This window comes from Acidilutibacter cellobiosedens, assembly GCF_004103715.1.
Taxonomy (GTDB): Bacteria; Bacillota; Clostridia; order Tissierellales; family Acidilutibacteraceae; genus Acidilutibacter; species Acidilutibacter cellobiosedens.
Map to the genome: position 1 here is coordinate 1,073,594 of NZ_CP035282.1, position 15,063 is coordinate 1,088,656.

The window sequence follows — 15,063 nt, forward strand, 5'->3', positions numbered from 1 at the left end:
TTTCAAAATATTTTGCATAATATTATTTATTTAATGAACAGGAGGATGAGTATGGCTAAATACGAAGATTTAAAAGGCAAAAGAGTAATTGTAACAGGAGGGGCAAGCGGTATAGGTTTTGCTACCGCTAAACGGTTTGCGCAAGAGGGAGCAAAAGTTGTAATTTTTGATGTAAACAAAATTGCTTTAAAAGAAGTTCTTTTAAGTAACCCGGAACTAATCGGAGGGGAAGAGGTAGATGTTTCAAATGAAGAAAGTGTAAGAAATGGTTTTTTAGGATCTGATGAACTTATAGGAGGTATTGATGTTCTTGTTTCCAATGCGGGAATTAGCATAAGAAATTTATTTAAAGATACAACTTATGAACAATGGAAAAGAGTGTTGGATATAAACTTGGGCGGGATGTACTTATGTGCAAAGGAAGCATTGAAGAGAATGGCGGATCAAAAATCAGGAGTAATACTTTTCACAGCTTCAACGAATGGAATGGAAGGACATCCTTTCTATGCAGATTATAATGCTTCCAAAGCCGGTGTTATATTGCTTGGAAGAACTTTGGCCTTGGAATACGCTCCTTATATTCGAGTAAATTCTGTTTGTCCGGGATATGTATTGACTCCAATGCAAAGAGCAGAATATACAGAAGAAATGTTACAAAAAGTAAATGAGGGCATACCTATGAAAAGGCACGCAAAGCCTGAGGAGGTAGCTGGATTATATGTATTTTTGGCATCTGATGAAGCTCAATATATTACTGGACAGCATATTCCATTAGATGGCGGAGAAACAGCTTAATAATTAAAAAAGGAGGCATGTCATGAAATCATTAATTGCAATTTTCAGTTATATGAAACAAGATGAAATAGATATAGAGAAGGAAATTTTAAAAGGAACTGATACGGTTGTTGAGTTTTTCAATTCAGAAGAAGAAATAGAAAAAAGATTTAAGGAAATTAGTGTCCTAATCTTAGCTAATCCTGAAATTAAGCGAGATACAATAAACAGATTGAGCAATTGTAAAGCAATTATCAGACGTGGCGTTGGGGCTGATAACATAGATATAAAATCGGCAACAGAAAACAAAATTATTGTATGTAATGTACCTGATTATTGTTCTTCTGAGGTCTCGGATTTAGCTCTTGGATTAATTCTCAGTTTGGTAAAAAGAATTCCGAATTATATCTCAGATGTGAAAAATGGTATTTGGCATATAGATAGTCCGAAAGTATTGCCTCTGTCAAGGGGATTGCAAAATATGACTCTGGGCTTAGCAGGATTTGGCGGTATTTCAAGAGCTCTTGCTAAGAAAACCAAGAGTTTATTCAGAAATATTATTTCTTCTGACCCATATGTTTCATCTGATATAGCAAAGGAATATGGTGTAGAACTTGTTTCCATGGATAAATTATTTAAATTATCCGATGTTATCTCTTTGCATATGCCAAATACTAAAGAAACTTATCACTTTGTTAATGATGAATTATTGTCTTCTATGAAGGAATCTGCATATTTAGTAAATACTGCCAGAGGACAACTGATTGATGAAATAGCATTGTATAAGGCTTTAAAGAATAGAAAGATTGCAGGGGCTGCATTAGATGTAACAGAGATAGAACCCCCAGAAGTAGATAATCAGCTTTTAGAGTTAGATAACCTATTTATTACTCCACATATTGGATTCTATTCTTTAGATTCCTTTAAAGAATTAAGAATAAAGGCAGCAGAAGAAGCGAGGAGAATCATTATGTCAGAAAAACCACTTCATCAAATAAACCATTTTTAAATATGAAGGAGGTCATGTGATGAAATTACCAACCAAAAGAATGAGTAATATTCCATTTACTGGAGGAATACGAGAAATTTTAAGCAAAGCCGATAAAATGGAGAAAGAAGGTAAAAAGATAATCCACTTGGAAATTGGAAGGCCTGATTTTGGTTCTCCAGAAGTTGCAATACAAGCTTTAATTAAATCAATTAAGGCTGGCCAAATGCATTATAGCGATATTTCAGGAGTTGAAGAGCTTAGAGCTGCAATCGCAGACAATATTAAAAGAACAATCGGAATTGAAGTAAATCCTTATAATGAAATAGTTGTAGGAGTTGGAGCAGTAGAAGGATTAATAAATTCTATGATATCATTACTTGATGTTGGAGATGAAATCATATTTTTGACGCCGTGCTTTCCAGCATACTTTGATGAAGCTTTTTTAGCAGGGGTTATACCTGTAGAGGTGCCTCTTAAGTTTTCAGATAACTATTCACTAGATATTAATGAATTGAAAAGAAAAGTAACAAATAAAACAAAAATGATATTAATTAATAGTCCAAATAATCCTACCGGTGCTATATTGTCAAGAGAAGACTTGGAGAAAATAGCTCAAATTGCTATTGAGAATGACTTATTCGTTGTATCTGATGATGCTTATAGTGAATTCTATTTTGATCAGAAGTGGACAAGCATAGCTACTATACCCGGAATGAGAGAAAGAACTATAATAGTAAATACTACTTCAAAAGCATTTTCAATGACCGGTTGGAGAGTTGGTTATACGATTGCTCGGCCTGAGATAACAAGGTATTTATGCAAGACTCACCAGAACATGACTACGCAACCAAGCACCTTTGCCCAATATGGCGCTGTTGCGGCATATGAGAGTGGTAAATCTTGGACTGAAATGATGGTTAAAGAATTTAAGAGAAGACGGGATTTAGTTATAAGATATTTAGATCAGATACATGGAATAGATTACATCAAGCCTGAAGGAGCATTCTACTTTTTTTTATGTATTGATAAATTAAATATGAGTTCAGATGAATTTTGTGATTATATTATAAGAGAAGCAGGGGTTGCCTTAGTTCCCGGAGATGCATTCAAAGGCGAGAAAGGCCGCCATTTTGTCAGACTAGCGTATGCAAATTCTTACGAAAACATTGAAGAAGGTATGAAAAGAATAAAGAAAGCTATAGAAAAATTATAATTTATTATATTGCATTTGAAACAATTACTCTGTTCATAAACGATGAGCTTAAGTAATTAGTGGATTTAGGAACAATTTAATACGTCAAAAGGGAATTAAGCAAAAAGTATATAAAACTTATTAGAGCTAAAAACAAGAAAGAAGGGAGATTATGGAACATACTAAAATAAAGAAAAAGAGATTTGAAATGCCACATGTATATATAATATTAATGTCAATGATGTTATTGGTAATAATTATGTCATTTATCGTGCCAAGTGGAGAATATGTAAGAACTGTTGATCCTGTGACAGAAAATACAATTGTGGACCCTGATAGTTATCATACAGTTGAAAAACCGACACCAACTTCCCCATTAGGTTTCGGGGTAGCAATTTATAACGGTGCTATGAATGCAGCGTCAATATTTTTTCAAATAATAATGGTTTGTGGTACGTTGGAATTTCTCCAGACAACAGGTGCATTTGAGGCTGGTGTAGGAAAATTAGTTAATACGTTCTCTAATCATATTAGTTTACTTCCGGCTGTAATTTTATTAATTTTTACAATTTTAGGGAATATAGGAATGCAGGATGGATGTCTTCCGTTATATCCAATAGCCGCAGGTATAATGATTAGAGCTGGATATGATAAAGTATCTGCAGTGGGAGCAGGTATCTTGGGAGAGGCTATAGGTTTTAGCGGTGGTGCATTAAACATGTTTACTGTGGGAATATCACAGGAAATATTAGGAATACCGATATTTTCAGGTTTTTCGTTTAGATTGATGGCTTCGACATTATTTTATATAGTAACCGTTTCATACTTATTATGGTATTGCAAAAGAATTAGAAAAGACCCCACAAAAAGTGTAATTGCTGATGAATATATTAATCAATTGTCAACACAAAAAGAATCCGAATCATTACCCTTAACTTGGCAGAGGTCTGTTGCATTAATAGGATTGCTTATTGCAGTGATATTACAGGGGTATGGTCCTCTTAAATTAGGTTGGGGGATTGCTGAAATAACATCTTTATATGTGATTCTAACGTTTGTTATTGTAATTATATTCAAAATCAATCCTAATAAAGCATGCGAAATTTACATGGAAGGTGCAAAAAATATTCTTCCTGCAGCCTTTGTTTTGGCATTTTCAAATGCAATTTTAGTATTAATGAATAATGCTAAAATCATAGATACCGCTATCCATACGTTAGTTCAGGCACTTGAAGGAAAAGAAGAAATTGGGATTTTAATAATCCTATTCTTCGCAATTATGGCTTTTGAATTTTTAGTTTCATCCGGCACTGGAAAGGCCATGCTGATTATGCCAATTTTAAAACCGATTGGTCAGATAATAAATATGAGCAGGCAGCTTATAGTCGTTGTATATCAGTACGCAGAGGGCGCTACACAATATATTTGGCCCACATCCGGTACTCTTTTAGCTGCACTTGGGCTGTGTAAAGTTAGATATCAGGATTGGGTTAAATTTGCATGGAAACCGATTTTGTTGATAACTCTTACAAACATTGTGATGGTTATATTGGCATATAAATTACAAATAGGACCTTTTTAACTACTATTCAAGATTAAGAAAATAGATGCTAAAATTAAAATGTTAGAATAGCTTAATCTATTTTTAAAAGCTAAGACAATCAGATTAAGCTATTCTAAGTAAATATAAAATAAAAGGTGAGTGTATATGAATTTAATTATATTAAACGGAAATATTTATACAATGAATAAAAGAAATCCAAAAGCAGAAGCATTATTTATTGAAGATGGAATATTTAAGAATATAGGATCTAATAAAGAGATTTCAGAATTAATAAATAAAAGCAGCCTTGTAATTGATGCAGATGGGAAAACCATATTACCGGGTTTTATAGATAGCCACATGCATTTAGCCATGTTTGGTTCAAATCTGTATGAATGTAATTTAGTAGGGACAAAATCAATAGAGGAATTAATTAATAAAGTTAAGGATTATATTTCTTCAAAGAAAATTCCGAAAGGAGACTGGGTAATCGGAAAGGGATGGAATGAAGACTATTTTAATGTTAAAAGACTTCCTAACAGATATGACTTAGATAAAATTTCAAAAGAACATAATATTTGTTTAACCAGAGGATGTTATCATATGTGTGTCGTAAACAGTAATGTTTTGGATGAAATTGGGATCAACAAGGAAAATCATGAGATAAATAATGGAATTTTTGATATAGACCAGAATAGTGTTCCAACAGGTATTTGCAGAGAGAGTGCAATGAAGTTGGTATACTCTAAGCTGCCTAAGGTATCTAAAGATAGGTTTAAAGAATATATAAAGCTTGCATCAAACTATGTATTATCAAGAGGTATTACTTCTTTATGCACTGATGATTTTATGCTACCGGGAATAGAGTGGCAGAATGTTATTGATTCGTATACTGAAATGAACAGAGACGGTGAACTAAAAATCAGAGTCTATGAACAATGCCTGCTTCCAACCTTAGAATATATTAAGGAATTTGCTTCTAAAGGATATAAGACCGGGATTGGCGATGATCATTTTAAAATCGGACAGCTAAAAATATTAACTGATGGGAATTTAGGAACCAGAACGGCTTATTTATCGGAACCGTACAGCGATGACAATTCTACTTTCGGGATACCGCAATACACACAAAATGAACTGGATAATTTGATTTTAACTGCAACTGAATCCGGATTGCAAATTGCTTCCCATGCTATAGGAGATAAATCCATAAATATGGTTATTGATGCTTTGGAAAAATTACCGGAAGAATATAAGAAAAGAGATTTAAGAAGCAATATTGTGCATTGTCAGGTTACCAATGACAGGCTGCTGAAAAAATTTAAGAAATTGAACATTGTTGCTAATGTGCAACCTATATTCTTAAACTATGATATTCATATGGCTGAATCTAGGCTTGGGCCAAGCAGAATTACTAATTCATACAATTGGAAGACATTATTGAACGAAGGCATAAAAGTGGCATTGGGTTCGGATAGTCCCGTTGAGCTGCCTGATACAATGCTTGGTATATATTCGGCAGTAACCAGAAAGGATTTAAATGGCTTCCCAAATGGAGGATGGTTTCCGGAAGAAAAATTGACAGTTGATGAAGCACTTCATGGATTTACTATTGATGCTGCATATTCTTCTTTCAGCGAAGATATTAAAGGTTCAATAGAAATTGGGAAATTAGCCGATTTTGTTGTATTATCAGAAAATATATATGAAATTGAACCTGAAAATATTAAGAATGTTAAGGTCTTGAAAACTTTTATTGATGGTAAGTTAGTATTCGATATCGAAAAGATTTAGGTATATTAGGATAATAAGAAATGCTTCGGATGGATTCAATAAATCCATCTACAAAAATATCGATACACAGGGCAAAACAGTAGGAAAAGCTGAGGATTATAAATTAAAGGAAGATAATTGCTGTAAAAGCTATATATATAATAAATATACCTGGTACTGTAAAATATTATTATATTTTTAGGTTCTCGATAATAAGGCTTTCTAAGGATTCAACTCCTTTGGAATTTAAATGTACACCATCTTGGTCAAAGTACTCAGGATGTTTAGAAGCCGTAGAATACCAGTCAATTAATGTCACATTTTCCCGTTCTTCAGCTTTTTCTTTTAAGATTTTGTTGACCTTGCTTTCCCAGGAACGTGGCACACGAATATTTATTAAAAAGATATGTGATTTTGAGAAAGAATCAAGCAATTTATCAATTTGTTTATTTGTAAAATAGCCATTTGTTCCTAATTCAATGATAACCGCTTTATCAGAATCATTAAATGTGGTATACTTAGCAGCTAAGGTTGCTGCTTCCGACATTTGCCTTCCAATTTTTCCGTCGATTGTAATGTTATTATATTTTTCGTTAAGGCTTGGAGCAATATCTAATATAATAGAATCTCCAATAGCTAATATATCCTTATAAGTTCCATTTTCTGCTGATGAGGTTTTTTCATCATTTTCAGTAGATACTTTTATATCCTTTTTATTGAGGTTTTTATTAGAAGCTTTTTTTTCGGGAGTTTGAGCTGTATTTATTTCGGATGAATATGCTTCGGCCTTTTCTAAGTTTGATTTTATTTTTGCCATACTGGTAATACCAATAGCAAGGGACATGATCACTAAAAATGATATTATAGTGGTAGTTTTTTTTGCTGAGATTAAGTAATGGCAATATTCTCGAAACCCAAATTTTCGTATTGGCAGCTCTATAAAACGATATGAGAATTCTGCAATAATACATGTAATAATTAGTTGAAAAAAGACACGTAAGTATGATGGGTTTCCTATTTCATAAATAGGGGTACTTAAGACCATAATAGGATAATGCCAAAGGTATATTTCATAGGATCTTGTACCAATCCAGCGCATAGGTTTCCACGAAAGTATAGGACCTAAAATTCCTTGTGGATGACAAACACATGCTATAAGTAAAGCCGTGTTTAAACTAAACAGAAATAATCCGCCTCTGTATAAAAAGGAATTATATTCATCTATAAATATGACACTAAAAATAAAGATAGAAAAAGAAATAATGCTTATGAGTTTTAACTCATTTTTTTGTTTCGGAGAAACTTCCTTAGTGAAATGTTTCTTGTTTGCCAAAACAGTTGCTAAAAAGCTTCCTATTAATAATTCAAAAGCACGAGTATCTGTGCCATAATATACACGGCTTGGGTCGGCAGTTGGATCATAAAGTATACCCATCAAAGTTGCTGAAAGCAAAGCTCCAATAAAAACTATACGTGAAAACTTGCCGATTTTTTTAGTGATTTTTAGTCCTATTATAAGTATAAATGGCCATAAAATATAGAATTGCTCCTGTACTGCCAAAAACCACATATGTTTCAAGGGAGATGGTGAGCCAAAGCTATCAAAGTAAGAAATCTTGTGAAAAATAAACCACCAATTAGTTGTATATGAAATAGAAGACATTGCATCTCCTAAGAGGCTTGTCAAAAGTCTATGGTTAAAAAGTATTACCCATAAGACAGTGACTATAATCATTAAATAAGCAGATGGTAATATTCTGCAAAGACGATCTTTCCAAAAAGTTTTTACTTTAAAATTTTCTCCTGTTAATAAAATTTTAGAGGTTACTAAATAACCAGATAGGACAAAAAAGATATCAACTCCTAAAAAACCACCTTTAGCCCAACTAAAGGTGAAGTGATAAAAAACTACAGATAAAATTGCAAAGGCGCGAAGTCCATCTAATCCTGTTATGTAACGACGATTGTGTATAGTGTTCAATATGAAATCTCCTCTACTTCCTATAATATTAATTATAACCTCTAACTTAAGTATATTAGTCTATGGTTTAAAAAAGGTTTCAAATAAGTTATATAAAGATTACAATATAGTTACAAATATTATTGCTTCATCTGTAAACATGGATGAGATAACAAAAAAATGTGGAATATCTAAAGAATTACAGCAGTTTACTACTGAGATACCGAATATGTTCTTCGAAAATTCAGAAGAAATTAAAGCCAAGATAAAGAAATATAATGTATATTTATATATTATCAGTTTATATATTTAATTTCATTGGTAATTAGCGGATGGTTTTCCAAAGTCATATAGATGGAAGAGGGCTGAGAAAATGTTTAACAAAATGGTTTGTGAAAACGGCGTTTATGATGAAAATATCATTAGAAATAATGTTGATAAAATTATAATTTTTTATAAGATATATTTTGAGATAAATAAAAGTAATTGAGGAATTATTTTCGATGGATATTGATTATATAAAAGTAAATAAGTTATAATTGAATTTAAATCAATGATATCAAACTTTGTAACATTTTGTAATAAATGATTTTAATAAAAAATTAGTAGCATTTATTACTTTAGCACTTTTAATTTATAATTCGGAGAAAAAAGTTATCTTTTAATTATGAGGTTATAAACTTATATTGTTTGATATTAATGGGAGAGGAGTTCGGTATAAGATGAAGAAAGTTGTTATTGGAGGGGTTTTATCATTAATCGGAACATTAGGCTTATTAACTGTTTGTATCATAGTTGCAAATGATGTGGTGTCGGGATGGAGTACACCGCCTGGGCGTTTTATGACTACGGTATTTTCTTTAGGAATGACTCCTATATTGGTGTTTTAAGGCGAGAAGTCCTGCCTGAAATAAACAATCGTATTTCGTTGATGGCATTATATGGAGCAACATCGGATTGTAAGGATATATTAATAAATTTCATAGAAGAAGTTTATAAAGGTGAAGAATAAGAAGAAAGATTAAAATAATTATTTAAAGAGGTAGAGAAATGAGTAAAATTGTATTTTTTTGTATACCAGCCTATGGACACACCAATCCAACAATAGAAGTGGTCCGTGAACTTACAAAAAGAGGGCATGAAGTATGGTACTATTCCTTTAGTATGTTCCGTAAAAAGATAGAAGGAGCAGGTGCTAAATATATTGAATGTGATAAGTATGTACCTGAACTGAAGGCTGAAGATGAAAAAAAAGTAGGAAAGGATTTTGCAGCGCTTATTGAAATGACAGTGGATACTACTATAGCCTTAGACGAGAAAGTTTGCAAAGAACTAAATGAATTTCATCCTGATTGTATTGTTTCAGATTCTTTGTGTTTTTGGGGAAAATTATTTGCAGCTAAACTGAATATAAAATATGTTTGCTCTACCACTTCCTTTGCTTTTAACCAATATACCGCAAAGATGATGAAACAAAATTTAATGGAAATGGTACGGATGATTAAAGGAATGCATCGTATCAAGAAAAAAATTAAACAATTGAATGACTATGGATATGCTGTTGATAATTTTATTTCTCTCATCCAAAATGACAATGAAACATACACTATTGTGTATACTTCAAAGGAGTTTCAACCGTTAGCGAACACATTTTCAAATAAATATTTTTTTGTGGGTCCTTCTGTTTCCGATATATTGGCGGGACCACGAAATAGTGATAAGAAACTTATCTATATTTCCCTTGGGACCGTAAACAATAAAAATAATGAATTTTATAAAAAATGTTTGATGGCATTTGGTGATGGCGAATTTGATGTTATCATGTCCGTAGGCGAAAGCACGGATATTTCATCGTTGGGAGAAATACCTGAGAATTTTGAAATAAAGAACAAGGTTGAACAAATAAAAGTATTACAAAATACAGATGTTTTTATAACACATAGCGGAATGAACAGCGTTAACGAAAGCTTATATTATGGCGTACCGATGGTATTATTTCCCCAGCATCAAGAACAACGCATGGTAGCTGAAAGAGTTGTGACTTTAGGTGCCGGAGTTTATTTAAAAAATGATAACCCCAAAGATATGAAAGAAGCGGTGCAGACGATTCTAGAATATGATTCTTATCAGGAAAATGCCGTAAAATTATCAGAAAGCCTTAAACTATCCGGGGGTGCAAAAAAAGCAGCGGAGGTTATCGGCAGGATTGCAGAAGAATAGATGTGGCTGAAATAGGATAATTTAGATATTAATGACTATATCCTTGGATTATCAACAGATGAATTTATTAATGGACTGCTGGATATAAATTTAAATACGGAGGAATAACAAATGCATTTAGAAAAACCGGAATGGATTAAAGTAAAAATACAAGGTGGAAATGTATCAGGTAAGGTAAACTCTTTGATTTCAGAACTTTCTTTAAATACCGTATGCAATGAAGCCAATTGTCCTAATAGGATGGAGTGCTATGAAAGAGGAACTGCCACATTTATGATATTAGGTAGAAATTGTACCAGAAACTGTACCTTTTGCAATGTAACTAAGAAAAAGCCCGAAAAAATAAACCCCATGGAACCGGAAAACGTAGCTAAGGCTGTAGCTAAGCTTGGTTTAAAACATGCCGTTATTACATCTGTTACTAGGGATGATTTGGAAGATCAAGGAGCTAATCAGTTTGCAAGAGTTGTAGAGAAAATAAGAAAGACTGCCCCAAAGGTAACAATTGAACTGCTTATACCTGATATGCAAGGAAATAAGGAATTAATAGATATTATCATAAATTCAGAACCAAACATACTGAATCATAATGTAGAAACAGTACCGGAATTATATTATAAGATTAGACCTATGGCGGTATTCGATAGATCTATAGAATTACTTGGTTATGTAAAGAAGACAAAACCAAATATGAGGACTAAATCGGGTATGATGTTAGGCTTGGGTGAAACTAAAGAACAGATAATAAATGTATTTAGAAGATTAAGAGAAGTTGATTGTGACATGCTGACATTGGGGCAATATTTGCAGCCCAGCAAATCCCATATTCCGGTAGTGGAATATGTTACTCCTGAAACATTTTACGAATATAAAGAAATCGCGTTATCCATGGGTTTTAAGAGAGTGGCATCGGCACCTCTCGTTAGAAGTTCTTACTATGCAGAGAATTTTTAAGACATGAAGGGGACGGTAAGACTGCAGAAATATTTCTCTCCGCTTTTGTTCAAAATATTTTTTCCCTCTGTAACGAAACATTCGTTTTTGGGATATATAAGCAGAATCAATTAAAAGGAGGCGAGGTAGTGGGTGCCCGCATTGAAGAAATATACAAAGAATACGCCCAAAGCGTGTACAAATGGAGGTCGAACAGCATTTAAAGGAATGTGACGATTGCCGCTCGGACTATGAAAAGATGAAATCTCCTGTCAATATACCGCTGCCGCCAACGACGGATAAAGAGGTAGACTTTTTGAAGAAAGTTAGGCGCAAGGCCTGGTGTATCGCTGCCTGTCTCTTTGTCATCGGGATATTGATTGGCATTGCCGGCATTTACATTGGGGAAACCGATGACGCACCCGGCGCTGCGCTAATTGGTATCCTGGTGATGATAGGATTAGTGGTGTTTGGCGTAAGAGCTGCTTGGCGCAGACGTTGATGGCAAAGTAAAATTTGTCTTGACAATTGATATCACTATATTTAATATAATAGATGAGAATTGAATATAAGAATGAATAGGGCTAGGGAAGCAGGGTGAAAATCCCTCACGGTCCCGCCGCTGTAAAGGAAGAGTCTTTTCTAAATGTCACTGGGAAACTGGGAAGACAGAAAAGATGATGAATCTTAAGTCAGAAAACCTACCTATTTATTAGCAGAAATAACTCTACGGTGGATGGAGAAAGCTGATTATTATTTTAGAAGAATTTTTGCTTTATTGAATTTTATATAATAAAGATTATTTAATAAGCTTATAAGAACTTCATTAGCCATGATTATTGCTTTAATGAAGTTCTTATTTTTTTATAAAAAGAGAGGATGAAAAAGGTGAAGTTCTATAAAAGGATATTGTTGCCATTAGTTGTGATTATGTTGATATTTAGCGTTTCGGGGTGTACTAAAACTACTGAGACAGGCGGGTTGAGCAATACTCAAGACCTTCCCATAACTGTAGAGGGAAATAATTATCCGTTAAAGATAAAGGATTTTCTCAAGAAAGAAACTATCTTAGAAAAGAAACCGGAAAAGGTAGCTGTTTTATCAGGCACCCCCTTAAATATATGGTACGATTTGGGGGGAAAATCCATATGTACGTCTAATATAACAGATAATTTAAAATTGATATCCGAATATAAGAAGGAAATAAACGATCTTCCACAGATAGGGCCTGTATATTCCATAGATATGGAATCCGTAGTATCCCTTAAACCGGATTTAATTATAGCTCAGGCCGGCACTCAAGGGACACAGGCGGATAAATTAAGGGATATTGGGTTTAAGGTGATTACTACTAATATAAGAAGCTATGATGATGTAATAGCAACTTATAATGCCTTCGGCAAGATACTGGGAAATGAAAAATCAGCTGAAGCAAAGATAGAAGCTCTAAAGAATAAGAAAGAAGAAATAGTATCTAAACTGCCCAAAGACAATAAATCCGTGGTCATATTATATATAACAGCCAAAACTATTGCTGTTAAGTTGGACAATAGTATAGCAGGAGATGTAGCTAAAATTTTAAAACTTGACAATATTGCATCCGATTTGCCTCCCGATACTATAGGCTCGGAAACTACTCCGTTGGATGTGGAATACATAGTGAAAAAGAATCCTGATTATGTTCTGGTTACAAGTATGATATCTGATGACGAAGAGGCCAAAAAGACTATGGAAGAGGAATTTAAGAGTAACCCCGTATGGAAGGGAGTAAAAGCCGTTCAAGAGGGACGAGTTATTTATCTTCCCCAACAGTATTTCTTATATAATGCAGGTCCTTATTATAGTGAAGCAATAGAATATATGGCAAAGAGTATATATCCGGAAATATATGGAGAGGTGACTCATCAGGATGGAAAATGATATTTCTCTCAGGGACAAAAAGGGATTTAAAATAACTGTTATTGCTATCTTAGCGATGCTCTTCTTTATATCTTTTATATTAGGGCTTACAAAAGGAACTCTTGAGGTAGAGGTGAAGCGGATATTTGAAGTTATTTCTAAGGATGACGGAAGTCCAGAGAGAATGGTAATTTGGAATATCAGGCTTCCAAGAATGATATTGGCAGCTTTGGTAGGAATAAATCTTGCTCTGTCAGGTGCTATTTTACAAGGGGTAATGAAGAATCCCTTAGCTGATCCCAGCATAATCGGTATAAGCAGCGGAGCAGGACTATTTGGAATTATTGTATTGGTCGTTTTTCCCCAGTATATAAAAATGGTGACTATTGCAGCTTTTATGGGAGCCATGTTGGCTGCCTCCATAATATATCTTTTATCCTGGAAAGGCGGCATAAAAACTATAAGGGTAGTATTAGCAGGAGTAGCTGTATCGTCTCTTTTTGCCGCAGGGATTTCAGGAATATTGGTCTTTTATAGTGATCGGGTCCATGGAGCATTGAATTTTATGAATGGAAGTTTATCATCAAGAAGCTGGCCGGAAGTTTGGACTATTTTACCTTACACTATAATTGGTTTTGTTTTAGCAAATATATTTGCGGACAAACTTAATATTTTGATATTGGGGGACGATGTTGCACGGGGTATTGGCTTAAATGTTGAAGCAACAAGATTTGGATTTACGGCTTTAGCCGCTTTTCTTGCGGCAAGTGCAGTAAGTGTTGTGGGACTTTTAGGATTTGTAGGGCTTATAGTGCCTCACAGTATAAGGTTAGTTATTGGGAACGATTATAGATACATGTTTCCTGCAACTGCTTTATTTGGCTCTGTACTCCTAATGCTAAGCGATACTTTTGCAAGAACTGTTTTAAGCCCCATGGAGATACCGGTAGGAATTGTAATGGCGGTACTGGGAGTTCCTTTCTTTTTATTCTTGCTAAGAAGGGAGTAAAAGGCTAAAGATGAATAAGAATATTATATTATCAATTGAGGGTTTAAGCGTAAGCTATAAAAATAAAGATGTTTTAACGGATATAAATTTACAGATAGAAAAAGGGAAGGTCTATTCTATTATTGGTCCAAATGGCTGTGGAAAGACTACTTTAATACGGACCATTAACAGAAGTATAAAACCTAAAAAGGGAAAGATTTTTTTAAATGGAGAGAATATATTCAAAATGAAAAACAAAGATGTAGCTAAAAAGATAGCCATATTAAATCAAAATAATAATACGATGAACGATGTAACTGTAAAAAGATTAGTTCAATATGGGCGATATGCTTATAAAAATTGGTGGGAGACCGTTGACGGAAAAGATAGTGAAATAGTTCAATGGGCAATGGAGAAGACGGGAGTGATAAAGCTTCAGAACAGAAGAATTAATACCCTTTCAGGAGGAGAAATGCAAAGGGTGTGGATTGCTATGTCTGTTGCACAAAAGCCGGAGATACTTCTGCTGGATGAACCTACTACTTATCTTGATATATGTAACCAATTAGAGATAATGGATCTCATAACGAAGCTAAATAAGGAAGAAGAAATAACTATAGTCATGGTACTCCATGATATAAATCATGCGGTCAGATATTCAAACGAACTCATTATAATTGACGATCACCAATATACGCAAAAGGAGATCCCTGGATTATATTAAAAAGCGGAGCAATTGAAGAAGTCTTTAAAGTTAAAGCCGAAATAACAATGGATGAAGATACGAAAA

Annotated in this window: 14 protein-coding genes and 1 riboswitch; of the genes, 13 read left to right on the plus strand and 1 reads right to left on the minus strand. The window is 33.7% G+C overall.

Annotated elements, in window-relative coordinates; translation table 11 throughout:
* The first annotated feature begins 51 nt into the window (after window positions 1-51).
* From EQM13_RS05130 to EQM13_RS05150, 5 genes are all read left to right on the plus strand, one after another.
* Window positions 52-795: an SDR family NAD(P)-dependent oxidoreductase gene (locus EQM13_RS05130; protein ID WP_071140041.1), complete on the plus strand. Its 744-nt coding sequence runs from the start codon at window positions 52-54 to the stop codon at window positions 793-795.
* Between the two features lie 22 nt (window positions 796-817).
* Window positions 818-1,783, plus strand: coding sequence for a C-terminal binding protein (locus tag EQM13_RS05135; protein ID WP_071140042.1), 966 nt, complete (start codon window positions 818-820; stop codon window positions 1,781-1,783).
* Window positions 1,784-1,802: 19 nt separating this feature from the next.
* Window positions 1,803-2,978, plus strand: coding sequence for a pyridoxal phosphate-dependent aminotransferase (locus tag EQM13_RS05140; protein ID WP_128752133.1), 1,176 nt, complete (start codon window positions 1,803-1,805; stop codon window positions 2,976-2,978).
* A gap of 151 nt (window positions 2,979-3,129) precedes the next feature.
* Window positions 3,130-4,539: a YfcC family protein gene (locus tag EQM13_RS05145; protein ID WP_071140044.1), complete on the plus strand. Its 1,410-nt coding sequence runs from the start codon at window positions 3,130-3,132 to the stop codon at window positions 4,537-4,539.
* Window positions 4,540-4,665: 126 nt separating this feature from the next.
* Window positions 4,666-6,294 (plus strand): amidohydrolase, encoded by a 1,629-nt coding sequence (locus tag EQM13_RS05150; RefSeq protein ID WP_071140045.1) that lies wholly within the window; start codon window positions 4,666-4,668, stop codon window positions 6,292-6,294.
* A gap of 169 nt (window positions 6,295-6,463) precedes the next feature.
* Here EQM13_RS05150 and EQM13_RS05155 read toward each other — a convergent pair whose 3' ends face one another.
* Window positions 6,464-8,254, minus strand: a complete 1,791-nt coding sequence (locus tag EQM13_RS05155) for an acyltransferase family protein (RefSeq protein WP_240662995.1) — start codon at window positions 8,252-8,254, stop codon at window positions 6,464-6,466.
* Window position 8,255: 1 nt separating this feature from the next.
* Here EQM13_RS05155 and EQM13_RS18190 point away from each other — a divergent pair, with 1 nt between their 5' ends.
* The 8 genes from EQM13_RS18190 (at window position 8,256) to EQM13_RS05185 (ending at window position 14,997) form a co-directional block, all read left to right on the plus strand.
* Window positions 8,256-8,546: a hypothetical protein gene (locus EQM13_RS18190; protein WP_071140047.1), complete on the plus strand. Its 291-nt coding sequence runs from the start codon at window positions 8,256-8,258 to the stop codon at window positions 8,544-8,546.
* A 409-nt stretch (window positions 8,547-8,955) separates the two neighbouring features.
* Window positions 8,956-9,123, plus strand: coding sequence for a hypothetical protein (locus tag EQM13_RS18195; RefSeq protein WP_159429053.1), 168 nt, complete (start codon window positions 8,956-8,958; stop codon window positions 9,121-9,123).
* Between the two features lie 160 nt (window positions 9,124-9,283).
* On the plus strand, window positions 9,284-10,453 hold the full coding sequence (locus EQM13_RS05160; protein WP_128752134.1) for a macrolide family glycosyltransferase: 1,170 nt from the start codon (window positions 9,284-9,286) through the stop codon (window positions 10,451-10,453).
* Window positions 10,454-10,564: 111 nt separating this feature from the next.
* Window positions 10,565-11,407 (plus strand): lipoyl synthase, encoded by an 843-nt coding sequence (gene lipA, locus EQM13_RS05165; RefSeq protein ID WP_071140049.1) that lies wholly within the window; start codon window positions 10,565-10,567, stop codon window positions 11,405-11,407.
* Between the two features lie 181 nt (window positions 11,408-11,588).
* Window positions 11,589-11,888 (plus strand): anti-sigma factor, encoded by a 300-nt coding sequence (locus tag EQM13_RS05170; RefSeq protein ID WP_128752135.1) that lies wholly within the window; start codon window positions 11,589-11,591, stop codon window positions 11,886-11,888.
* 61 nt (window positions 11,889-11,949) lie between these two features.
* A riboswitch (cobalamin riboswitch) is annotated at window positions 11,950-12,109 on the plus strand.
* Window positions 12,110-12,298: 189 nt separating this feature from the next.
* Window positions 12,299-13,306: an ABC transporter substrate-binding protein gene (locus EQM13_RS05175; protein ID WP_206172814.1), complete on the plus strand. Its 1,008-nt coding sequence runs from the start codon at window positions 12,299-12,301 to the stop codon at window positions 13,304-13,306.
* On the plus strand, window positions 13,296-14,294 hold the full coding sequence (locus tag EQM13_RS05180; RefSeq protein WP_071140051.1) for a FecCD family ABC transporter permease: 999 nt from the start codon (window positions 13,296-13,298) through the stop codon (window positions 14,292-14,294). The genes EQM13_RS05175 and EQM13_RS05180 overlap by 11 nt, the downstream gene beginning before the upstream one ends.
* A 10-nt stretch (window positions 14,295-14,304) precedes the next feature.
* Complete coding sequence (locus EQM13_RS05185) at window positions 14,305-14,997, plus strand: ABC transporter ATP-binding protein (RefSeq protein ID WP_200796103.1); 693 nt, start codon at window positions 14,305-14,307, stop codon at window positions 14,995-14,997.
* Window positions 14,998-15,063 lie beyond the last annotated feature (66 nt).